The 21,564-nt window shown below is 63.9% G+C and carries 17 protein-coding genes and 1 pseudogene; 6 read left to right on the forward strand and 12 right to left on the reverse strand.

All coding sequences use genetic code 11. The annotated features are described in order from the left end of the window. Positions 1-129: 129 nt before the first annotated feature. The 4 genes and pseudogenes from ACTHJ1_RS02490 to ACTHJ1_RS02505 all read left to right on the forward strand — a co-directional run. Positions 130-768: pseudogene (locus tag ACTHJ1_RS02490) on the forward strand (IS3 family transposase); the annotation flags it as partial. A gap of 206 nt (positions 769-974) precedes the next feature. Further along, positions 975-3,299, forward strand: coding sequence for a DUF262 domain-containing protein (locus ACTHJ1_RS02495; protein WP_440187173.1), 2,325 nt, complete (start codon positions 975-977; stop codon positions 3,297-3,299). A 660-nt stretch (positions 3,300-3,959) separates the two neighbouring features. Then, on the forward strand, positions 3,960-5,372 hold the full coding sequence (locus ACTHJ1_RS02500) for a PLP-dependent aminotransferase family protein (protein ID WP_440187276.1): 1,413 nt from the start codon (positions 3,960-3,962) through the stop codon (positions 5,370-5,372). 100 nt (positions 5,373-5,472) lie between these two features. After that, entirely contained in the window at positions 5,473-5,850 is a 378-nt protein-coding gene (locus tag ACTHJ1_RS02505) for a nuclear transport factor 2 family protein (protein WP_440187176.1), read from the forward strand. Here the strand turns inward: ACTHJ1_RS02505 and ACTHJ1_RS02510 are convergent. From ACTHJ1_RS02510 to ACTHJ1_RS02560, 11 genes are all read right to left on the reverse strand, one after another. Further along, positions 5,833-6,378, reverse strand: a complete 546-nt coding sequence (locus ACTHJ1_RS02510) for a DUF1697 domain-containing protein (protein ID WP_440187179.1) — start codon at positions 6,376-6,378, stop codon at positions 5,833-5,835. The two genes, ACTHJ1_RS02505 and ACTHJ1_RS02510, sit on opposite strands and share 18 nt — an antisense overlap. A 10-nt stretch (positions 6,379-6,388) precedes the next feature. Further along, positions 6,389-6,928 carry a methylated-DNA--[protein]-cysteine S-methyltransferase gene (locus ACTHJ1_RS02515; RefSeq protein ID WP_440187182.1) on the reverse strand — a complete coding sequence of 180 codons (540 nt, stop codon included), beginning with the start codon at positions 6,926-6,928 and terminating at the stop codon, positions 6,389-6,391. An 18-nt stretch (positions 6,929-6,946) separates the two neighbouring features. Next, on the reverse strand, positions 6,947-8,428 hold the full coding sequence (locus ACTHJ1_RS02520) for an AlkA N-terminal domain-containing protein (protein WP_440187185.1): 1,482 nt from the start codon (positions 8,426-8,428) through the stop codon (positions 6,947-6,949). Between the two features lie 77 nt (positions 8,429-8,505). Beyond that, positions 8,506-9,579 carry a GGDEF domain-containing response regulator gene (locus ACTHJ1_RS02525; protein ID WP_440187188.1) on the reverse strand — a complete coding sequence of 358 codons (1,074 nt, stop codon included), beginning with the start codon at positions 9,577-9,579 and terminating at the stop codon, positions 8,506-8,508. A 44-nt stretch (positions 9,580-9,623) separates the two neighbouring features. Further along, entirely contained in the window at positions 9,624-10,640 is a 1,017-nt protein-coding gene (locus ACTHJ1_RS02530; protein ID WP_440187191.1) for a chemotaxis response regulator protein-glutamate methylesterase, read from the reverse strand. Further along, complete coding sequence (locus tag ACTHJ1_RS02535; protein ID WP_440187194.1) at positions 10,637-12,892, reverse strand: hybrid sensor histidine kinase/response regulator; 2,256 nt, start codon at positions 12,890-12,892, stop codon at positions 10,637-10,639. The genes ACTHJ1_RS02530 and ACTHJ1_RS02535 overlap by 4 nt, the downstream gene beginning before the upstream one ends. Continuing rightward, positions 12,889-13,599, reverse strand: coding sequence for a chemotaxis protein CheW (locus tag ACTHJ1_RS02540; RefSeq protein ID WP_440187197.1), 711 nt, complete (start codon positions 13,597-13,599; stop codon positions 12,889-12,891). The genes ACTHJ1_RS02535 and ACTHJ1_RS02540 overlap by 4 nt, the downstream gene beginning before the upstream one ends. Beyond that, entirely contained in the window at positions 13,583-14,953 is a 1,371-nt protein-coding gene (locus ACTHJ1_RS02545; RefSeq protein ID WP_440187200.1) for a CheR family methyltransferase, read from the reverse strand. Before ACTHJ1_RS02545 ends, ACTHJ1_RS02540 begins: the two co-directional genes overlap by 17 nt. Continuing rightward, complete coding sequence (locus ACTHJ1_RS02550) at positions 14,950-15,459, reverse strand: chemotaxis protein CheW (RefSeq protein ID WP_440187203.1); 510 nt, start codon at positions 15,457-15,459, stop codon at positions 14,950-14,952. Before ACTHJ1_RS02550 ends, ACTHJ1_RS02545 begins: the two co-directional genes overlap by 4 nt. 29 nt (positions 15,460-15,488) lie before the next feature. Continuing rightward, on the reverse strand, positions 15,489-17,162 hold the full coding sequence (locus tag ACTHJ1_RS02555) for a methyl-accepting chemotaxis protein (RefSeq protein WP_440187207.1): 1,674 nt from the start codon (positions 17,160-17,162) through the stop codon (positions 15,489-15,491). 135 nt (positions 17,163-17,297) lie between these two features. Further along, on the reverse strand, positions 17,298-18,122 hold the full coding sequence (locus ACTHJ1_RS02560; protein WP_440187210.1) for an isocitrate lyase/PEP mutase family protein: 825 nt from the start codon (positions 18,120-18,122) through the stop codon (positions 17,298-17,300). 192 nt (positions 18,123-18,314) lie between these two features. Between ACTHJ1_RS02560 and ACTHJ1_RS02565 the strand changes: the two genes are divergently transcribed. Both ACTHJ1_RS02565 and ACTHJ1_RS02570 read left to right on the forward strand, forming a co-directional pair. Then, positions 18,315-19,310 carry a cation diffusion facilitator family transporter gene (locus ACTHJ1_RS02565; protein WP_440187213.1) on the forward strand — a complete coding sequence of 332 codons (996 nt, stop codon included), beginning with the start codon at positions 18,315-18,317 and terminating at the stop codon, positions 19,308-19,310. Positions 19,311-19,359: 49 nt separating this feature from the next. Next, positions 19,360-19,968 carry a class I SAM-dependent methyltransferase gene (locus ACTHJ1_RS02570; protein ID WP_440187216.1) on the forward strand — a complete coding sequence of 203 codons (609 nt, stop codon included), beginning with the start codon at positions 19,360-19,362 and terminating at the stop codon, positions 19,966-19,968. Positions 19,969-19,991: 23 nt separating this feature from the next. On the opposite strand, the gene ACTHJ1_RS02575 is transcribed toward ACTHJ1_RS02570, so the two are convergent. Then, complete coding sequence (locus ACTHJ1_RS02575; RefSeq protein WP_440187219.1) at positions 19,992-21,539, reverse strand: deoxyribodipyrimidine photo-lyase/cryptochrome family protein; 1,548 nt, start codon at positions 21,537-21,539, stop codon at positions 19,992-19,994. Between the last annotated feature and the right edge of the window lie 25 nt (positions 21,540-21,564).

The raw sequence follows: 21,564 nt of genomic DNA on the forward strand, positions 1-21,564 counted from the left end.
GCGTGACTACAACGAATTTCGCCCGCATGAATCGTTGGGCGGTGTGCCGCCGGTGCAATATCTGCCCCGGTTAACCCTGGCTTCGAATGTCTACAACAAACTGTCTACTTGACGGGGAAGCTTACGCATGCTCAGGGTCTGCAAGGCGTACGGCGCGGCAAGCGGGTGCGCACCACGGTGCCCGATGAAACAGCCGTGCGCCCGCTCGATCGGGTGAACCGTCAGTTCTGGGCCGATCGACCCAATCAGCTCTGGGTCTCGGACTTCACCTATGTCTCGACCTGGCAAGGCTGGCTGTACGTGGCCTTCGTCATCGATGTCTACGCCCGGCGCATCGTTGGCTGGCGCGTGAGCACCACTATGACCACAGACTTCGTGCTTGATGCCTTGGAGCAAGCCCTCTATGACCGCAGGCCTGATAACGATGGCTCTCTGATCCATCATTCCGATAGGGGGTCGCAATACGTCAGTATTCGCTATAGCGAGCGCCTGGCCGAGGCTGGCATCGAACCGTCGGTCGGCAGCCGCGGCGACAGCTACGACAACGCGCTGGCCGAGACAATCAACGGGCTCTACAAAGCCGAATTGATTCATCGGCGTGGCCCCTGGAAAAACCGAGAATCGGTCGAACTGGCTACCCTCGAATGGGTCGCCTGGTTCAACCATAAACGCCTGCTCTCATCGATTGGCTATATCCCGCCTGCCGAAGCTGAGGCAAACTACTACAGCCGACTCGGAACCCCATCCGATGAGGCCGTCTTACTTTAACTAAACAGCCTCCGCGAAACCCGGGGCGGTTCACGGTGACGTTGCAGCTTGAGTGGAGGCTCAAATTTCCGCTACTTTAGTCAAACAAGTGACCTCTTATATCAAGGCTGAGTGACTCGGAAGTTGTATTGAAACATCCTCTCATTCGTCGAAAATTCAGCCCCGCGATCGCAATAGCGTGTCTACAAAGATTATGAGGAGGAGGTTTGAATACAGCAACTGCAATTGGCGGTGCGGTACATGCCCTGTCACTGCATCAGGTGGCGCGATGGCAGGTAAGCGAAGAGCTCACAACCGGGCAGCCTGCGATCGTGGCAGCGCTTCCCGCCTTACAGCGCGGCGCTGTCTGGCGTCCATCCCAAGTAGAGACGTTGTGGGACTCCGTCGCGCGTGGTTTTCCAATTGGCTCTTTTCTTCTGATGCCGTTCGAAGCTCGTTTCGGCACACAGAAAATGCTAGTTGGACAGAGTGCATCGCAACCTACACACATGTTGTTGGATGGTCAGCAGCGCGCGAATGCCATCGCCCTCGGCTTCCTTGCGCCCTGGCAGCGAGGCGACGTTGATGCTCCAGCGGTTTTGTGGGTGGACCTGGGTGTTCCGGCCAATGTTGATCGCATAATTCACTTCAGGCTAGTTAGTCGCGCTCATCCCTGGGGCTACCCTGCGGCCGGTGATCGTCAGCGTCTTGGCGCGGCCGATATCAGGTGCTCGTTGCAAGAGGTCCGTGCGGCGCATGACGCTGACACATGGCCGCGCAAGCCACCGGTGTGTTATAGCTGGCCTTGGGATGCCTCGGCTCCCATTCCTCTATCAGTGTTGCTCGCGGCGGCTGAAAGTTCGCCGACGGCGATCACGTCCACCCTGTCGCAGATGGTTCCCTGGTGGCATAAAATCGTTACCAAGCACGGAGCACTCGAGGCCGTGCTTCCGCAGCGGCTGAAGGATGCACAGGCGCAGATTGCTGCCTTACAGGCGGTGGTCAAACGCTATCAAGTTCCTGCACTCGAGGTGGATCTTCGAGATAAAGTCCAACCCGACGCCGGGGCGGAGGAATTTAAGGACCCCGCCGAGACCTTGTTCCTACGTTTCAACGCTGGTGGCACGCCGTTACAGGGCGAGGATTTAATCTATAGCATGGTGAAGGCAATTTGGCCGGATGCGGCAAATTTGATCTCCGCCATTCAACACCATCTCGTCAGTGAGCCGCGGGCTGCATTGCTCATCGCCCGGTTGGCTCTTGTGGACGAGGCCTCGACCACCCTGCCACCGTCGCCGGAGGTGGCACGCTTTCGCCGGCTTGTGCACGGTGATCCCGAGCAGACGCGCTACCGAAAGCGATTAGAGGCGTATCTGCGCAGAAAAGCTGCTCCGTTGTTCTACGATGCGCATCAACTGCTCACCGTGGATGTCGCGTTGCCGCCAGTCCTGGTGGGTGATCTGGGGCGCGGCGAATCTGGTCGCGAGATCCTATTCCTGCTTTTGAGGTGGATCGAACGACTGCACGAACACAAGAGCAGTACTTCGGATCTGACTATCGAGCAGCGTAAGCGCACGCTCGGAGCCCTGACTGCGATTTCCTGGTTCTCGCGCAAGCCGGCGGCTTGCGTTTCTGTCCTATGGCCGCTGCTGCAGAAATGCAGACCTGCGGATCTGCCGAATTTTTTCGAACGCGGGAACTTTCGGATTTGCCTCGAGCGTGACGCCAGGAGGCGGGAGCCGCCGATGGTGCTTTTGCCCTCACCGATGACGATGGCTAGGCAGATCGCCGCGAAGATCACGGCACCACGCGGAGCCGGTGCTGCGGGTGGTTTCCGTGACGCGGGCTCCAGCTTCTGGAGCGCTTGGGAGTGGTACGGTTCCTTTGGAACTCTGTCACTGAAGCTCGAACGTTGGTATGGCCGAAGCATGAGGCAGGTCCGCAATATCGACTCGGAGGAGGCGTCCTGGAAGGAGCGAGCTGAGGCCGATTGGGTGTTCTTCGCGGACAAGCTGTGGGGTGAGCGTCGCCTCGTACTATATGCGCAGCGGCTGCAGCTTGCTGAATGGTTTCCCGATTTCGATCCGACCGATCCAGGTTCGGTCGAGGAAATGAACCGCCCCTGGGACATGGATCACATCCACCCGAGGTACTACATCGAAGGGCGACACAAAATTCCGCGCCTAGTGCGCGATTGGCATGGCAGCATTGGCAATCTCCGCGCGTGGCCATTCGATGCCAATCGAGCCGATGCCGAAGCGGAGCCTTCCAAGAAGCTGAACGGCGAGCCTGACGAAGTCTTGCGGAGTTATGGCCTGCGGAACGCCGTGGGAAAGCGCTTCGCCAGCTTTGTTTCCGAGGCCCAATGGAAGGACTGGCAGCGATCCACGCCTGACGGGGAATTCCCGCAGAGGTACCTGTCTATGGATAGCGGGTATGGCGAATGCAGGATCGCGCTAGTGAGAGCACTGACTTCTCGCACCATGGCACTCTACAAGGAGTGGTATGACAGCTTGAAAGTGGCGAAGCTGATGCCCACCGTCGGGGAGTAATGGCTGGAATAGGGGCTCTAAACTTCTAATTCCATTTACGCTGACTCAATAAGCGGAAAATATCAATTGAGCTGACTCATCCGTTCGAAGAGTGCTGACTCAAAAAAATCTAGGTTGTTGATTTATTTGGAAATTGAATGCCACCTAACTTGGCTTTCGACACGAGTGGTAGAACCAGGAAAGCCAGATGGACGAACCGTAAGCCAGATAGACGAACCGTAAGCCGGTGTGCAGGCGCTTACGACCCGTTGATTGCTCTTTTCTTCTCTTTTTCTTTCTCTTCCTTCTCGCCGTCATGATGAGACTTGATGGCGAAGAAAATGCACGTGCCCAACACGAGCAGCTTGAACGTAATCAAAAATATAGGAACCCACTCCATGATTTCCTCAAAGCGCTGCACAGCAGCCTAGAAATTAGCCGTAGCCAGGTAAACGAATGGCTCGAGCCGAATTGGATGCGGCATAGGATCCTGCGGCGGACCTTTCGCCTGCAGCCGCTACTGTGCCAAGGCAGCCGCCAAAATTACAGACTCAGATTCATCAAATAAATAGCAGATCAGATAAACAGAACGGGTTAATTTGCCAAGAAAAATCGTGCAAAAGTACAGTGGTGATCAATCTGTAACTTGTGCATATCAGTTGCATGCGATGTCAAAACCCCATGAAACGCTATGAAGCCCTCGCACACGAGATCGCCGAGTCCATTGCCCACGGCCGGTTGCGGCCGGGCGAACGTGTGCCGTCGGTGCGGGAGGCGAGCCGCAGCCGGGGGGTGAGCCCGTCCACCGTCTTCGAGGCGTACTACCTGCTGGAGGCGCGCGGTTTGATCGAGGCCCGCCCGCGCTCGGGCTACTTCGTCAGTCACACCGTGAGCTGGCAGCAGGAGCCGGAGAGTTCCAGGCCGGTGACGAAAGAGCGTGCCGTCGAGGTGTCTGAGCTGGTCTTCCAGGTGCTGGGCCACGCTCAGAACCGGGCGCTCGTGCCGATGGGCTCGGCCTTCCCCAGCCCGCTGCTGTTCCCCTTGCCCAAGCTCGCGCTCGCCACGGGCAAGGCGCTGCGTCGGCTGGACCCCTGGCGCACGGTCGAAGACCTGTCACCCGGCAGCGCTGCGTTGCGCCGCCAGATCGGCCTGCGTTATCTCGGTATGGGTTGCGGCGTGGACACCGAGGAACTGGTCATCACCAACGGTGCGATGGAGGCGCTGAACCTGTGCCTGGAGAGCGTTACCCAGCCTGGCGACCTGGTGGCGGTGGAATCCCCGACCTTCTATGCCGCGCTGCAAGCGCTGGAACGCTGCAGCCTGCGCGCCGTCGAAATCGCCACCCACCCGCGTACGGGTATCGACGTGGCCGCGCTGGCTGCGGTCATGGAACGGCATCCGGTCAAGGCATGTTGGCTCATGCCCAACTTCCAGAATCCCCTTGGCAGCTTGATGCCGGACGACGCCAAGCAGGCGCTGGTGGAACTGCTCGCCAGGCACGAGGTGCCGCTGATCGAGGATGACGTTTACGGCGAGCTGTATTTCGGTGCCCGCAAGCCCCGGCCCGCCAAAGCGTGGGATCGCGCGGGCTGGGTCATGCACTGCAGTTCCTTCTCCAAGACGCTGGCGCCGGGCTACCGCGTCGGCTGGGTGGCGGCAGGCCGCTACGTCCGCGAGGTGGCGCAGCGCAAGCTGATGAGCTCCATCGCCGCGCCCTTGCCGTCGCAGGAGGGCTTGAGCGAGTATCTCGAGCATGGCGGTTATGACCGTCACTTGCGCCAACTGCGGGCAACGCTGGCGCAGCATCGCCACACGACGCTGCGCGACATTGCCAAGCATTTTCCTGCCGGCACGCGGGCCACGCAGCCGGAAGGCGGCTACTTCATCTGGGTGGAACTGCCGCCGAAGATCGACGCGCTGGAACTCCACCGGCTGGCCCTTTCGCAGGGCATCAGCCTGGCGCCGGGCCACCTGTTCTCGGCCGACCATCGTTTCAAGCACCATGTGCGGATCAACTTCGGGCATCCCGATAACAAGAATTTCCACGCGGCGCTCAAGACAGTGGGAACCATTGCGCGGGCGCTGGCGGCGTGATGCGGTTAAGCGCCGAGACGATTCGGTATGACGAGCCATTCGTTTGACGTTCATAATCAGCGCACTTGGAATAGCTGATTCGAACCTGGAAGAAACTCACATGATCGAAACCATGCCTGCCACGGTCGTGCAAAACCAGCTTGACGCCTACAACGCGAAAGACCTGGATGCGCTTCTTGCTGCTTACGCACCCGACGCTGAGCAATACACCCTGCATGGCCCCTTGCTCGCCAAAGGGCGCGATGCGCTCAGAACGCGATTCGCCGAGCGCTTTTCCGAACCCGATCTGCACGCGCGGCTGCTGTCGCGCACCGTCTTCGGAAATTTCGTGACCGACCTGGAGGTCGTCACCCGCAACTACCCCGAAGGCAAAGGGGAAGTCGAGATGCTCTGCATCTACGAGGTCGTCGAAGGGCGAATTCAGCGCGCCTCGTTTGCCATCGGCACCCCCAGGCTCCTGCTACCGACCAGCCGGTGATCCACCAGCCTGGCGCCATTTCTGCGCCGCCCACTCCGCCAGCTTGGCAATGGTATTGATATTGCGAGCCGTGCCATCACGCGCGGCAGGAATCTTCAGCTTGGAATGCGCCATGCCGTCGCCGTAGTAGACATAGATCTCGCGCTTGCCGGGCGCGACTTTCTCGCGATAGCAGCCGGAGACAGTTTCCAGCAGATTCCTGGGCGGCGCCTTGTCCAGGAAGATGGCGACGGTGCGGTTGGGCGCTTCATCCGAAAACGGATTGGCCTCGAGCACCGCGGCCATTTCCGCGGCGGTGCGCACCATGACGCCGACCGCCTTGCCGGCATACTGAAGCAAGGCCGCCTCCAGCGCCGCCTTGACCGCGGCCTCCGAATCCGCGCTGTGAAAGACCACATTGCCGCTGGCGATATAGGTGCGCACCTGGGAATAGCCCTGCGCTTCGCACATCGCTTTGAGATCGCTCATCGGCAGCTTGCCGTTGCCGCCGACGTTCACGGCGCGCAGCAGGGCGACATAGGCGGTCATGGCTCTCCTTTCACAGCGCGGTGCCTTGCTTGGGCACGAAGAACTTTACCGTGTTCACGCCTTCCAGCGCGAGCAGGCGCAGCTTCTTCTTCAGGCCGCCCGCATACCCGGTGAGGCTGCCGCGGCTGCCCACCACGCGATGGCAGGGGATGATGATGGAGATGGGGTTGTGCCCGACGGCGCCGCCCACGGCCTGCCCCGACATGCCCGCTTTCTTCATCTCGCGCGCGACCTCTTTGGCGATGGCGCCGTAGGTGGTCGTCTCGCCATACGGGATCTTGAGCAGCTGCCGCCAGACTGCTTGCTGAAACGCCGTGCCCTTGGGGGCCAGCGGCAGATCCGCCAGAGGCGGGTTCTCGCCGGCGAAATAAGCGTCCAGCCAGGCAGCGGCGTTTTTGAATTCCTGCCGCTGCGAATCGGGCGTAAGCGGCTCGTCGACCGTGGCGCCGAAGTATTTTTGCCCTTCCATCCAAAGCCCGACCAGGTGGCGGCCGTTGCTTGCCATGAGCAGTGGGCCGAGGGGGGAGGCATAGCGGTGCGAGTAGTACATGATGTATTCCGAATACGCTTAGTGCAGCGAGTTCCACAGATTGATCATGGCGTAGCTGCGCCATGGGTGCCATGCCTGGGCCAGCGCTTCCATTTGCTTGGGCGTGCGCGGCGCCAGGGCCTTCTTGATGCCGTAGTCCGTCGGCAGAAAGGCGTCGGACCAGGCCATGGCGCGCATGGCGATGTATTGGGCCGTCCAGGGGCCGATGCCCGGTAGTTCCAGCAGCTTCTCGACTTCGCGTTCGGGTTCGGCGCTGGGGCCGAAGTCGAGCGTCCTCGCGGCCAGCGCCTGGGCGAGCGCGAGGATGGTTCGGGCGCGCGTCCTGATGATGCCGAGCGGACCCATATGGCTCTCGATGTCGCCCTCCAGCGCGAGAATGTGTTCGGGCGAGGGAAACACGTGGGTCAGGCCAAGTATGTCCGTTTGCACGGGCGTGCCGTAGGTGTTGACGATGCGCGCGGCCAGGGTGCGGGCGGCGCCGACGGTGATCTGCTGTCCGAGTACGGCGCGAACCGACATTTCGAAGGGGTCGAAGCTGCCGGGCAGCCGCGTTCCCAGCACTTGCAGGCCGGGCGCCAGGTCGTTCATCGCGAGCAGTCCCTCGTGCACGGCCTGCGGGTCGGAGCCCAGGTCGAAGAGATGCCGCACTCGCGCCAGTACCAAGGGCAGCACGGGCAGCAGCGATACCGAGGCTTCGACGTTGAGCGCTCTTTTTTGCGGGAGGTGTCCCACGCGGATCCAGCCGGAGTGCGGCTTGCCGTTGGGGCCTGCAAGGACCACGGCGCGGGCGTAGGTGCCGTCCTGGATGACTTCCACCCCGGGAATGGCGCGCGACGCGAGAAACGCGAGCATGGCGTCCCACAGGTAAGGCGGACGGTAGCCCAGCACGAGATTGATCTGCGCCGCCGATTCTGTGCGCTTTTCTTTGCGGCGGCGCAGGGCCGTGGGCACGAGCCGGTACTGGCTCTTGAAGAGGGCGTTGAAGCGCCTGAGGCTGCCGAAGCCCGAGGCCATGGCCACGTCGACCACCGACAGGTCGGTGTCGGTCAGGAGGTTCTTGGCCAGTAGCAGCCGGCACGTCTGCAGGTATTGGACGGGCGTGACGCTGAACTCGGTGGCGAAGACGCGGCGCAGGTGGCGGTCGGTGCAGCCGAGCCGCTGCGCCAGTGCTTCGAGCGAGGTGTCGCTGCCGCAATGGTCTTCCAGCAGCTTAGCCGCGCGCCGCGCGAGCGAGGCCGAGGCGTCGATGGGCGCGTTGCCGGGGGCCAGCTCAGGGCGGCACAGCAGGCAGGGGCGATAGCCCGCCTGCTCGGCCGCCGCCGCCGTGCGGTGAAACGAACAGTTTTCGAACTTGGGTATCTTGGCGGAGCAGATCGGGCGGCAATAGATGCCTGTGGACGAAACGGCGACGAAGAATCGCCCGTCGAATCGCGCGTCTCTCGCCTTGAGCGCGGCGTAGAACGCGCTGCGGCCGTCGTTGGCTGTCGGTGCTTTCTCCATGGGATGCACTTTATCCCGGAGTCATCGGCCTTTCTCGCTATTTTCGGACATGATCGCGGCCGTGCCGGCCGGCGGGTTCAGGCCAGAAACACGCAGTTCTTGCCGTTGTGCTTGGCTCGATAAAGGGCCTGATCCGCGGCTTCGATCAGCGATGTGATCTTGCCGTTCTCGGTGGGAACGACGCAGGCGCCGCCGACGCTCGCCGTGATGCAGGAGGCCTCGGACGAGAATTCGTGCGGTATCTGCAGCGCCTCGATGCGCCGCCGGATCTTCTCGGCGATCGCGCGCGCGCCGTCGATCGACGTTCCGGGCAGCACGACCGCGAACTCCTCGCCGCCGAAGCGCGCAGCCAGGTCGCCGGCGCGGTCGATACAGCCTTCGAGCGAGGCGGCGACCTGTTTGAGCACGTCGTCTCCCGATACATGCCCGTAGTTGTCGTTGTACGCCTTGAAGTTGTCGACGTCGATCATGAGGAAAGACAACTCGGTCTGTTCGCGTCCGCAGCGCCGCCACTCGGCCGATAGGTATTCGTCCAGATAGCGCCGGTTCGACAGGTTGGTCAGGCCGTCCACGTTCGTCAGCCGCTGCAGTTCGAGATTGGTCTCGATCAATTGGCGCTGCGATCGCCGCAGCGCCCGATAGGCTTCGTCGCGCTGCATCAGGTTTACAAAAGACCGGGAGTGATAGCGCAGCCGCGCAACGAGTTCGATGCGGTCAGGCAACTTCACCAGATAGTCGTTCGCGCCGACCGCGAATGCGGCGCTTTTGATGACGGGCTCTTCCTTGGTCGACAGGACGATGATCGGCGTGTCGTGCATCGCCGGATTGGATCGATAGGATTTGACGAGTGTCAAACCGTCGATGCCGGGCATGACGAGGTCCTGCAATATGACGGTCGGCCGCGTACGGATGGCGGCGTCAAGCGCCTCGCTCGAGTTCATGCAATAGTGAAAGTCGATGCCTTTCTCGTTCATCAGCGCCCGCCGCACGGCCTCCACGACGATAGCCTGATCGTCGACCAGAAGCACCATGACCGGCACATCGGCCGCGGAAGGCGAGTTCAACGCCGCCTGCACGGCGTCGAGCGCGGCGTCGGTAGCGTCGGCCAAGGGCATGCTATCGGCCTTGTCGTCGTCGTTCTGATTGATCATTGTCTCGCGTTCGTCCCGTTAAAGTAGCTGTCATCGGTCGATTTCTACACAGCTGCCCGAATGCGGGCTTTCAGCTCCGTGGCGATATCGTCTATAGGCAGTATCACGCTCGCGGCGTTCATCGCTGCGGCGGCCTTGGGCATTCCGTACACGGCGCTTGTCGCCTCGTCTTGAGCGATCGTGTGGTAGCCGTTCGATTTTATGGTTCGAAGTCCGGTGGCGCCATCGCGGCCCATGCCCGTGAGCAGCACGCCGATCAGGCCGCCGCGCCAGTGCTCGGCCGCGCTATCGAAGAATACGTCGATCGAGGGGCGGTACGGCGTGTCGGTAGGTTCGCGCGTGTAATCGAGCAAACCCTCGTTCGTCAGGCGAAGATGGTCGTCGGTCGCCGCAAGCAGCGCGACGCCCGGCTGCGGCCGCTCGCCTGCCCGCGCGATGCGCACGGGCAGCGATGCCTTGCCGTGGAGCCACTGCGCCATGCCTTCGGCAAATACCTTGTCGATATGCTGGACGATCACGATCGCTGCGCCGAAATCGGAGGGCAGGCCGCTGAGCAGCGTGGCGAGCGCGGAAGGGCCTCCGGCGGACGCTCCGATAGCCACGAGCGGCGTCCTGGCGGCGCGCGGCGCGGGCGTGGCGATCCGGCGCCGTTCGGGCGGGGCTTTTTCAAGCAAGCGGCCTATCTGGTCGATCTTGGTGAGCAGCGCCTGTCGCTTGTCGCCGAGCATGTCCTCCGACAGCTTCGGGGTGTCCACGGCGTCCAGGGCTCCCGCGCCCAGGGCTTCATACACGTGGCTCAGGTTTTCGCCGACGCTGGTCGTCACGACCAGGACCGCGCAGCGCGTTTCCAGGGCCATGATCCGGCGCGTGGCTTCGACGCCGTCGAATTTCGGCATCACCAAATCCATCAACACAATGTCGGGCGGCTGCGCCGCGCAGAATTCGACGGCCTGCGCACCGTCGACGGCGACCCACAGCACGCGGTGCTCGGGCCTGAGCGCGATCACGCGGCGCATCGCTTCGACGGCGAGCGGCAGGTCGTTGACTATTCCGATGTTCATGAGCCGGACTCTCCGATCAGATCGCGGACCGCGTTGATCAACACGTCGTCGTGGAAACTGCCTTTGACGAGATAGTAGTCGGCGCCCGCGTCGAGTCCGCGGTTCCGGTCCTCGTCGCGATCTTTGTACGACACGATCATGACAGGCAACTTCTTCAGAATCGCGTCGTGCTTGATCAGCGACACGAGTTCGATGCCGTCCATGCGCGGCATGTCGATGTCGGTCACCACAAGGTCGAACGCCGCGCCGCGCAGGATATTCCATCCGTCCATGCCGTCGACGGCGACCGTGACCGCATAGCCCGATTTTTCCAGGAGCTTGCGTTCGAGCTCGCGCACCGTCAGCGAATCTTCGACGACGAGAACGTGCTTGCGGCGTGCCGCGGCGTTCGGCTGCGTGCGCTGCACCCGTTCGAGCTGGCCGCCGCGCACGAGCTTGCTCACCGAACGCAGCAAATCTTCGATGTCGACGATCAGCGCAGGCTCGCCGCTTTCCATGATCGCGCCGGCGGAAATATCTTTGATCTTGCCTAGCCGGGAGTCCAGCGGCTGAACCACCAGCATGCTTTCGCCGAGGAATTTATCGACGGCGACGCCGTATGTTTCGGCATCGTCGCCAATGACGACGACCGCGATCTGCTCGTTCGCGCTGCTTCCCGTTCCGGCGCCGAGCAGTTGGCGGGCGGCGACCAGGCCGACGGGTTTGCCGGCGAAGCGAAAGTGCTGCTGCCCTTCGAGCATGTCGATATCGGCGCGCGCGAGGCTCAGCGTGCAGCGGATATGCGAAAGCGGAAATGCATAGATTTCGCCGCCGACGTCGGCCAGCAGGCTTCGGATCACCGACAAGGTAAGCGGCAACTGCAGGACGAAGCGGGTTCCCTTGCCGAGCTCGGTGAACACGCGCACGGTGCCGCCCACCGCGCTCGCCATTTCCCGTACCGCGTCCAGGCCGACGCCGCGGCCCGACATGTCCGTGACGCGCTCGCGCATCGAAAATCCGGGAAGGAGCAGGAAATCGAGCAGTTCGTGATCGGAGAGCCGCCTGGCGGTGTCGGCGTCGGTGAGTCCGCGCCGCGCGATGGTCGCGCGCAGGGCTTCGAGGTCGATGCCCGCGCCGTCGTCGTCGACGGAAATCAGCAGCTTGCCGGCGCTGTGGCGCGCTTCGACCGTCACCGTTGCCTCGGGTGGCTTGCCGGCGGCGATGCGCTGCTCGGGTGTTTCGACGCCATGATCGAGCGCGTTGCGCAAAAGATGGCCCAGCGGCGCGTCGATCATGTCCAGGATGTCGCGATCGATCTGCGTCGTTTCGCCGACGATCGAAAAGCGCACTTTCTTGCCAAGAGACCGGGCGAGATCGCGCACGATGCGCGGGTAGGCCTGCGTCGAATCGCCGAAAGGCAGCATCCGGCAATGCAGTGATTCTTCGTACATCTGCTGCGCGATATGCGTATTGCGGTGGTCGAACCGGTCGATCTCGTCGATCCGCTCGCTGATCTGCACGTGGATTTCTTCGAAGGCGGCCCGCACGTCATGCAGGGCCGCCAGCGCGGCGGCATCCGCTTTGCCTGTCAGCGCGTCGATACGCGCATCGAGCACGCGGCATGCGGCACGGTGCGCGCGCCGCATGCGCTGCATTGCTCCCGAGAACGATTTGGGCCAGCTCGATTCGACCAGGGACTCGCCGGCCAGGCTCAGCAGACGGTCCAGCTGCGTGGCGCGCACGCGCAGCATCCGCTGGGGATCATGTCGGGCGGCCCCCGGGCCCGGGGACGACGTTGCCGTGGGCGCGGCCCTTTCCGGCACGTGCGTAGGCGTATCGAGTGCGAGCGCGGTGTCCGGCGTAATCGCCGCGCTGCCAGGCATTTCGCCCGTCCGGCAAAGGCGGCTCGTCAGTTCGTCGATTTCATGCCGGGCAACGGCAGGGGCGTGCGCATCGCCCGCCCGCAACAGAAGATCTACGCCATGCAGCAGCTGGTCGATATGGGCCGCCGATAGGAGCAACGTGCCGCGCTGCGCGGCGACGAAGCACTCTTCCATCGCGTGCGCGATATCGACGCCCGCCTGCAGGTCGATGATGCGCGCCGCCCCCTTGAGGGAGTGCGCAGCGCGCATGCATGCCTCCAGCGCTGCGGCGTCGGTCGGCGCGTTTTCGAGCGTGAGCAGGCCGCTGCCGAGCACCTGTGTCTGGGTTTGCGCCTCTTCGCGGAACAGATCCAGCAGGGAACTGTGCGAGAGATCGTCGTCGACGCTCATCTCATGCTCCTTGCGAGCGACTCGAACAGCCGGGCAGGGTCGAGCAGGCCGATGGTCGTGTCGCGCCACGGGATCACTCCGCTTGCGTGGATCGCGGTGGAGTGCGTCAGCGTCGCCGGCGCCGGCATCCAGGCGTCGGCCTTGTAGCGGATCACCCCTTCGACTTCGTCGACCGGCAGCGCCGCGATGTCGCCGTGATATTCGGCGACCAGTGTGCGGGGGCGCTGTTCGCGCGCGGCGTGGCGGCCGCCGGCTGCGCGGTCCAGATTGAGCATGTCCACGAGCGAGGCGGCCACCGTGAGCGCGCCGCGCACGTTCACCAGGCCGAGCACGACGCCGTTGCGTCGGTGCGGCAGGGCGTGGATGGGCCGCGGCCTGTCGACCTGGCGCAATGCAGAGACAGGAAGCGCGAGCCATTCGTCGGCGACGCGGAACACGAAAGCCGCTTGCTTTGGCGCGCGATCTGCGTCGATGACCGGCTCCGCCCCTTGCTCTGCGGTTTGCTTGCGCGAGGCATATGTCGGGCCGGCGTTATCGAGCGGACGATCGAGCAGCAGGGCGGCGGCCCGCCCCAGGACTGGACAATTCAGGCAGCGCACATGCTCCTGCAGGCGCGGGCACGAATGATCGCCCAGGTTTCCGATCCGGTTCCAGCAGTCGTCGACGCGCAACGCCGGCCTGCTGTTTTCATCAGCGGCGAGGTTCATGGGCTCCTCTGTGCGTGTTCCCGCTGTCCGGCGCCGCCGCCTTGCGCTGCGCCAGCACGCGGCGGGCGCGGTCCATCATGCGGGCAGCGCCCGCCGTGTCGCCGACGGCGTCGATCAGCACTGCGAGATGCGTGAGCGCTTCGTAATGGTTCGGATCGAGGTACAGGGTCTTGCGGTAAAGATCCTGTGCGTCGTTGGCGAGGCCTCGGGCGTCGGCAATGAGGCCCAACAGATAGAACGCTTCGGCATCCGGCCCATGATCGAGCGCATGCCGCTGTGCAATGCGCTCCGCTTCGCCGAGCTGTCCGACATCGGCGAGGCGCTTCGCGTCGTCCAGCGTCGCAAGTGAGCCGGCTGGCGCCGAGCCGGCCGTGGCGGGACGGCCGGAATTTCTGATCGGAGCGCGTGCGGGCCGCTTCGGCGCCGGAGGCGCCGCACGGAGCGCAGGTGTCTTCGCGCTGTGCAATCCGGCGCGGGGTTCCGCAGGGTTCCGTTCGCCCGCTGCCTCGGCGCGCGCCGGCGGCGCGCGATGGAATGCGAACGCCAGCGGGATGCGGGCCGATGCGAGGGGGTGCCGCATCATCAGCCCCGTTTCGGCTGAGCCGACGAAGAGCGTCCCGCCTGCGGCGAGCTGCGCATCGAGCAGCCGGATCGCCTGGTCCTGCGCTTCCCGGCCGAAGTAGATCAGCACGTTGCGGCAGAATACGAAATCGTAAAGGGTGCTGGCCACGGACGGCAGGTCGAACAGATTTGCCTGGATGAATTGCACCGGCGCACGGGCGCGCTCGCCGAGGAGCCAGCCATCGGGCTTTTTGCTGAAATGGCGGCTGCGGAATTCGATCGCATCGCCGCGGAACGAATTACGTCCATATATCCCGTCCCGCGCGTATGCGATCGCGCGGGCGCTGATATCGATCGCGTCGATGCCGAAACGCCCGAAATCGATGCCCGCGTCGAGCAAGGCCATCGCAATGGAATAGGGCTCTTCTCCGGTCGAACACGGCACGCTCAGGATGCGCAGCGGCCGTGCGGGCTCCTGCGCAAGCCGCGCATGGGCCAGGCGCGCGAGCGCGGCGAACGCCTCGTGATCGCGAAAGAACCAGGTTTCCGGCACCACGAGGGTCTCGATCAGAGCCTGTCGCTCGTCTTGCGATGCATTGAGCAGGTTCCAGTAAGCATCGATCCCGTGGACGCGGGCCGCGGCGTTTTTTGTCGACAGCTCGCTGTGATGGGCCATCCGATCGCCCACGGCGCGGGCAAGCGTGCTCGTGCCCAGCGACGAGGCATCTATGCCGGTTTCGCGCATCAACCATGCCTCGAACCGGGTATCGTCGGCATGCCGTGTCGAGGTCATGGCCGATCCGCAAGTAGCGTAGGGGAATCGGTCGGAAACAGCAGCGCGCGCGCTTCGTCGTCGAGCATGCGGTGCGCATCGACCCATTGCACGAGACCCTGTTCGTCGCTCGCAACCGGTCCTAGCCAGCGCGCGTTCGGCGTCGCAACGCCGCTGCCTGTGAACTGATCGGGGTCGATACGCAAGGTCTGCGTCGCGCGCTCGACGATAAGCGCGAGCTGGCGACCGGTTCCGGTTTCGCTGCTCGTCTCGTTCCGCGGCGCGGTTTCCGTGCCATAGCGCACGACGACGAATCTCGTCGAACGCAAGCGCCGTGAGGGACGCCCCAGCGCGAGCTGTGCGACGTCGATCACCGGCACCGGCGATTCGCGCCCTTCGATCGCGCCTGCAATCCATGGCGGTGCGCCGGGGATCCGTTTCACCGGCGAAAACTCCATTACCTTGACGATCTGCCCCGCATCGAGCGCGTAGCGATCGCCATCGAGTTCGAACAGAAGGAAGAGCATCGGGATGGGCCCGTCGCAGCGCGCCTGACCTAGATCTTGAACCGGGAGACGCCGGTGCGCAGTTGGTTCGCGACCAGTGTCAGGTCGTCGATTGCCTGCGTCGATTGGCGCAGCGAATCGGCCGTCTGCTGCGCGGCCTCGGACAGTTGCGACAGCGCTTGCGTGATTTGCTCGGCGCCGGTGGCCTGCGTCTGCATGCCTTCGTTGACCATCTGGAAGCGAGGCGCCAGCGCTTGGACTTCCTGGATGATCTGCGAGAGCTGCCCGCCGACCTGCTGCACTTCATTCATGCCGCGCCGCACCGCCTCGGAGAATTTATCCATGCCCATGACGCCGGCCGACACCGCCGATTGAATTTCCTTGACGGTCTGTTCGATGTCGTAGGTCGCCACGCCCGTCTGGTCGGCCAGTCGCCGTATCTCGGTGGCGACGACCGCGAAGCCGCGACCGTATTCGCCGGCCTTTTCGGCCTCGATCGCAGCATTGAGCGACAGCAGATTGGTCTGGTCCGCGACTTTGGTTATCGTCGCGACGACCTGATTGATGTTGACCGCCTTTTCGTTGAGGATCACGAGCTTGGCGTTGACCGAGCCTGCCGCCTCCATCACGCTGCGCATGGTTTCTTCCATGTGCGTAAGGCCGCTCTGGCTATCGCCCGCGAGCGCGGCGGACTGTTCGGAGACCGACGACACTTCGTTCATCATGCGCAGCAGGTCGCGCGACGTCGCGAAGATCTCGCGCGACGTCGCGCCGATCTCGGTGGTGGTCGCCGCGGTTTCGCTCGCCGTCGCCTGTTGCTCTCTTGCTGTCGCCGCGATCTGCGTGACCGAGGTCGTCACCTGGAGCGAGGATTGCTGGGCCTGTGATACGAGGCCGACCAGCTCGTCGGACATCTGGTTGAATCCGTTCTGGAGCGTGCCGAATTCGTCGGTGCGGCGCAGATCGAGCCGTTGGGACAGGTTGCCGGTTCGCATCGCGTTGTGCACGTCGACGAGGCGCGCCATCGGCACCGTGATCGAGCGCCGAAGTTTATAGCCCGTGATGAACGCGACGAGCAGTACGATGGCCAGCGCGACCGCGAGCGTCAGCTTGGTTTTGTCGACCTCCGTCTGGATCAGTTTTGTCGAGTTGTATGCCTGTTCGCGGTTTTCCTTGACGAGCATGTCGGCGGCCTTGACCAGGTTTTTCCACGCCGGAGTCACCTGTTGCACGAACGCGGCCTGGGCTTGCGCGCGCGAAGCCGCGGCCTGCCGCGCGACATCGTTGAGCTGTTGCAGATATTGCGCGTAGGCCGTCTTGAAGGTCCGCAGATCGGCCTGGTCGTTTTCGCTGAAGACCGTGGTCTGGTAGCGGTTCGTTGCTTCTTCGTCCTGGCGCAAGACGTCGGGCAGGTGGGTCAGCGTAGCCTTCATCGCGTCGTCCCCGGTGTCTTCGAAAAGGCTTTGCTCGATCAGTCGGTAGCTTTCGGACATCGACGTGCGCAACGCCGTGGCATAAAAGAGCCCCGGTACGGAATCCCGGTTGAGGTTCACCGTGTCGTTCTCGATGGTTTTCAGCCGGAAATAGGAGATCGCGGCCATCGCGAGCATCAGCACGAATATCGCGCCGAAGCTGCATATGATCCGTGTGCCGAGCATGAACCGGACCCCGCTCGACGGGGCGATTGCTGGCGCCATGCTGGCGTGGGACGTCGCGTTGGGCATGAACATCTCCAAAAAACGGGGCCAATAGCCAGATGCACGAATTATGCTGGATTTATCGCCGAAAGCGGCCAAATTTCCGGCGATCCCGTCATGAGCCGCCGGTTTGCGCGCGCACGTCCGTCCAGCCGCGATGCTTCAGGCCTTGCCGAGGAACTGCGCGTCCAGCTGCGCACCCGACGCCGCGCCGGCGAAGCCGTCGAAGCGTCCTTCGATCAGGGCCTGCGCGGCGTTCATGAAGCCGCCCCAGGCGGAACGCGCCAGGGCCCCGCCCACGCTGATGCGACGCACGCCCATGGCGGCGAGGTCGTAGAGCGTAAAGGGCGAGACGCCGCCGACCAGCACATTGACCGGCTTGGGCGCGACAGCCGCGACGACGGCCTCGATCTGCTCGCGGGTTTTGATGCCCGGCGCGTAAAGGCAGTCGGCGCCGGCATCGGCATAGGCTTTCAAGCGCGCGATCGTGTCGTCCAGGTCGTGCACGCCGACGACGAAGTTCTCCGCCCGGCCCACCAGCAGCGTGTCGCCGCCGTTCTGGTCGATGGCGCGCCGCGCCGCGGCGATGCGTTCTGCGGCGGCGTTGATCTGCATCAGGGGCGAGGCGGGGTTGCCGGTCGAATCTTCGATCGAGAGGCCGGCCACGCCGGTGGCGATGGCCAGGGCCACGTTTTGCGCCACGTCGTCGGGCGTCTTGCCGAAGCCGTTTTCGAAATCCGCGTTCACCGGCAAGTCGGTGGCGGCGACCAGCGAGGACAGATGCGCCAGAATGTCGTCGCGCGTGACGTGGTTGTCGGCGCGGCCAGTGGACCAGGCATAGCCCGAGCTGGTGGAAGCCAGGGCCTTGAAGCCCAGGCCGGCCAGATACGTCGCGCTGCCCACGTCCCAGGGGTTGGGCAGGATGAAGCATCCGGCTCTGTGCAGGTCGCGAAAGGCCGCGCGCTTCTCGGCGGTGGTGCGTGACATGGCTTGCTCCTCGTAAAATCGGCGCTCGCGCATTGAAAATGCGTTTTCAAGTTCGGCCGAATCTGTCGATCGTAGCGTGTTTGGCTTGATCGCCGTTTCGTCATGCCGGGCAGCGACAATGTCGCACGGCAAAAAGACGTGTGGCTCGCCGCTCGTCTCGTTTCGTGGGTCAACCCGGAGTCCTCCCATCTCATGCAGTTCGAAAACATCGACGACGACCACGAGTCCGACACGGCTGGCCGGCAGGCGCGCGCTGCGGCCGCCACGCGCAGCACCTGGGTCAGCGTGGTGGTGAACTTGCTGCTGACCTGCACGCAGATCGTGGTGGGTCTGCTGTCCAAGTCGCAGGGCCTGGTCGCCGACGGCATCCATTCGCTGTCCGATCTGCTGTCGGACGGCGTGGTGCTGTTTGCCAGCCATCACGGCAAAAAAGACGCCGACCAGGATCACCCTTACGGCCATCAACGCTTCGAGACGGCGGCCTCGCTGGTCATCGGCGTATTGCTGCTGGCCGTGGGCGTGGGCATGTTCTGGTCGGCGCTGGTCAAGCTGGAAAACCCGGAGGCGATTGCGCGGGTGCACAGCGCCGCGCTATGGGTCGCCGGCATCGCGCTCGTGGCCAAAGAACTGCTGTTTCGCTACATGCTCGCGGTGGCCAAGCGGGCCAAGTCGAGCATGCTGGTGGCCAATGCCTGGCATGCGCGCTCGGACGCGGCCTCTTCCCTGGTCGTGGGCCTGGGCATCGTGGGCAACCTGCTGGGCTACCCCTTGCTCGACCCTATTGCCGCGCTGGTGGTCGGCGGCATGATCGTCAAGATGGGGTGGGGATTCGGCTGGGACGCGCTGCACGACTTGATGGACCGCGCCGCCGACGACCAGGAGGTGCAGGCCATCTGCCAGACCTTGCTGCAGACGCCGGGCGTGAAAAACGTTCACGATGTGCGCACCCGCAAAATGGGCGACATGATCGTGGTCGATGCGCATCTGGAGATCGATGCGCGGATCACCGTCGAAGCCGGGCACAACATTGCCGTCGAGGCGCGCGCCCGCGTGATGCAGCGCCACCGCGTGCTCAATCTGATGACGCATGTCGACCCGTGGCAGGCTCCCGATCTGGATCACGCGCCGCCCGCGGCCCGGTCTGGCGGCGCACCGGCCGCGCGCGAAGCGGTCCGTGGGCTTGAATAAAATAGGCGTTGATCCAAGGCCTTTAACGCTTTTTTTGCCGGAAATACGCATGACCGATCTCTTCAAGGAAAAAGCCCGCGACTGGGACGCCAATACCCGCAGAACGGCAATGTCGTCCGCGATCGCCGCAGCGATCATCGAGCACGTCGAACTGAACCAGGCCATGCACGTGCTGGATTTCGGGGCAGGAACGGGGCTGCTCACGGGGCATATCGCGCCCCGCGTCGAGAAAATCGCGGCCGTCGACGTGTCGCAATCCATGCTGGAAAAACTCCAGTCCAAGCCCGAGCTGGCCGGCAAGGTCGACATCGTCTGCCAGGACATCACGCAGACGCCGCTCGGCGAAAAATTCGATCTGCTCGTGAGCGCCATGGCCATGCACCATGTGCAGGACACCGAAAACATGGCGGAAAAATTCGCCTTGCATCTCAAGCCGGGTGCGCGCCTGGCCGTGGCCGACCTCGATACCGAGGACGGCAGCTTCCACGCCGACGGCATGCAGGGCGTCTACCACGCCGGTTTCGACCGGGACGCGTTCAAGGCGGTGCTGATGCGCCACGGTTTTGTCGATGTGCGGTTTTTCGACGCGCATACCGTCGAGAAAGAAGGCAAGGCCTACCCCGTGTTCCTGGCGGTGGCCGCCAGGTCTGCAGCCTGATGCCGCCCGGCGCAGGGATCGCCTCAGTCTTGCGCGGCGTCTTGCGCGTCCAGCGCCAGGCTCAATTGCGGCGCGTCGCGCAGCGGCCGGCGGCCCTGCGGGCGTAGCGTCTTGCGCGAGCCGTGCTTGTCCAGCACGGCCTGTTTGCCCTGCCTGACCTGCGGATCTTTGCGCCAGGCGTGCAGGCGCTGCTTGGCCAAGCGGGTCGCCGCGTTCAGGTCGACCTGCGGCAGAACCAGCGGATGCGCGGGGTCCAGGCCCGCGCCCGCCCTGACCGACTCGGGCATGTGCCAGGGTTCGAAGAGCCATGAATCGGGAACGCGCCGCATGCCGGGCAGCCAGTGGCGCACGAAGTGTCCCTGCGGGTCGTGGTCGCGCGCCTGTTTGACCGGGTTGTAGACCCGTGTCGTGTTGATGCCGGTGGTTCCCGATTGCATTTGCAGCTGGGGCCAGTGGATGCCGGGTTCGTAGTCGAGAAAGCAGCGCGCCAGCCACAGACCGACCTGCCGCCAGTGCAGCCAGAGCGGGTAGGCCGCGACCGACACGATCATGGCCCGCATGCGGAAGTTGAGCCATCCGGTGGCGTCGAGCATGGCCACGCAGGCATCGACCAGGGGCCAGCCCGTCTGCCCGCTGGTCAGCGCCGCCAGCCGCTGCGCGTCGAATTCGTCTTCGCGCAGTCCGTCGTAGCCGCGATGCATATTGCGCCACTCGATCTGCGGTTCGGACTCCAGCTTCTGCATGAAGTGGCAATGCCAGTGCAGGCGGCTGACGAACGAGAGCAGTCCTTTGCGATGCGAGGCTTCCGAGGGCGGCAGCCGCGCGATCTGCCGACGGGTCGCATGCACGATTTCGCGCAGGCTCAGGCATCCGTAGGACAGGTACGGCGACAGGCGCGAGCAGGCCGTGGGCGCGGACAGGGGCGAGGAGATGCCGCCCCGGTATTGCGCGCTGCGCCGCGACAGAAAGTCTTCCAGCACGGCGATCGCGTGCCTGCGCCCTCCTTGCTGACGCTGCGGCGGGTCGAACGTGTACACGCCCAGCGATTCGGGCGCGGGCGGATCGTGCGGCGGGATCGGCGCAGGCTGCGCTCGCAGCGCGGGAACCGGCAGGCAGGGCTGGCCGACGAAGCGCTCCCATTGGGCGGCCCAGCCGTCGCGGCTGCGCAACCGGCGCACGACGCCGGTCTGCCGGTGCTCTTGCCAGTCCACGCCGTGCGCGGCGCACCAGCGTGCCACGGCCAGGTCGCGCGCATAGGTGAACGCGTTGCCGGTCTCTTCATGCGCGTGAAGCGCGGCAAAGGGGGCGGCGGCATGCAGCTGGCCCAGTACCTCGCAAACTTCGCCGACCCGGATCAGCAGGTCCGAGCCGCGGCGCCGCAACGAATGCCGCAGGTCTTCCAGGCATTCGAGGACAAACCGATAATGCTGGCTCGACATGTCGGGCTGCCGCCACAGCTGCGGTTCGATGACATAGAGGCAAAGCGCCGGGCCGTGCAGCGCCGCCGCCGTCAGGGCGGCGTGGTCGTGCAGGCGCAGATCGCGCTTGAACCAGACGACGCGATAGGTCATGGTCTTGGTCTGCCGTGAGACGCGA

The sequence above is a fragment of the Bordetella sp. genome (assembly GCF_051960075.1).
In the GTDB taxonomy this organism is placed as follows: domain Bacteria; phylum Pseudomonadota; class Gammaproteobacteria; order Burkholderiales; family Burkholderiaceae_B; genus Bordetella.

Excerpts from the sequence above, each read along its gene's own strand:
- ACTHJ1_RS02550 (WP_440187203.1), bottom strand. The coding sequence starts at position 15,459 with ATGCTCTTCCTTCTGTTCGAACTCGATGGCGATCGCTACGCGCTCGAT.
- ACTHJ1_RS02515 (WP_440187182.1), bottom strand. The coding sequence starts at position 6,928 with ATGTACTACTCGCACCGCTATGCCTCCCCCCTCGGCCCACTGCTCATG.
- ACTHJ1_RS02555 (WP_440187207.1), bottom strand. The coding sequence starts at position 17,162 with ATGCCCAACGCGACGTCCCACGCCAGCATGGCGCCAGCAATCGCCCCG.
- ACTHJ1_RS02535 (WP_440187194.1), bottom strand. The coding sequence starts at position 12,892 with ATGAGCGTCGACGACGATCTCTCGCACAGTTCCCTGCTGGATCTGTTC.
- ACTHJ1_RS02520 (WP_440187185.1), bottom strand. The coding sequence starts at position 8,428 with ATGGAGAAAGCACCGACAGCCAACGACGGCCGCAGCGCGTTCTACGCC.
- ACTHJ1_RS02565 (WP_440187213.1), top strand. The coding sequence starts at position 18,315 with ATGCAGTTCGAAAACATCGACGACGACCACGAGTCCGACACGGCTGGC.
- ACTHJ1_RS02510 (WP_440187179.1), bottom strand. The coding sequence starts at position 6,378 with ATGACCGCCTATGTCGCCCTGCTGCGCGCCGTGAACGTCGGCGGCAAC.
- ACTHJ1_RS02500 (WP_440187276.1), top strand. The coding sequence starts at position 3,960 with ATGAAACGCTATGAAGCCCTCGCACACGAGATCGCCGAGTCCATTGCC.
- ACTHJ1_RS02530 (WP_440187191.1), bottom strand. The coding sequence starts at position 10,640 with ATGAACATCGGAATAGTCAACGACCTGCCGCTCGCCGTCGAAGCGATG.
- ACTHJ1_RS02545 (WP_440187200.1), bottom strand. The coding sequence starts at position 14,953 with ATGACCTCGACACGGCATGCCGACGATACCCGGTTCGAGGCATGGTTG.
- ACTHJ1_RS02505 (WP_440187176.1), top strand. The coding sequence starts at position 5,473 with ATGATCGAAACCATGCCTGCCACGGTCGTGCAAAACCAGCTTGACGCC.
- ACTHJ1_RS02560 (WP_440187210.1), bottom strand. The coding sequence starts at position 18,122 with ATGTCACGCACCACCGCCGAGAAGCGCGCGGCCTTTCGCGACCTGCAC.
- ACTHJ1_RS02540 (WP_440187197.1), bottom strand. The coding sequence starts at position 13,599 with ATGAACCTCGCCGCTGATGAAAACAGCAGGCCGGCGTTGCGCGTCGAC.
- ACTHJ1_RS02525 (WP_440187188.1), bottom strand. The coding sequence starts at position 9,579 with ATGATCAATCAGAACGACGACGACAAGGCCGATAGCATGCCCTTGGCC.
- ACTHJ1_RS02575 (WP_440187219.1), bottom strand. The coding sequence starts at position 21,539 with ATGACCTATCGCGTCGTCTGGTTCAAGCGCGATCTGCGCCTGCACGAC.
- ACTHJ1_RS02570 (WP_440187216.1), top strand. The coding sequence starts at position 19,360 with ATGACCGATCTCTTCAAGGAAAAAGCCCGCGACTGGGACGCCAATACC.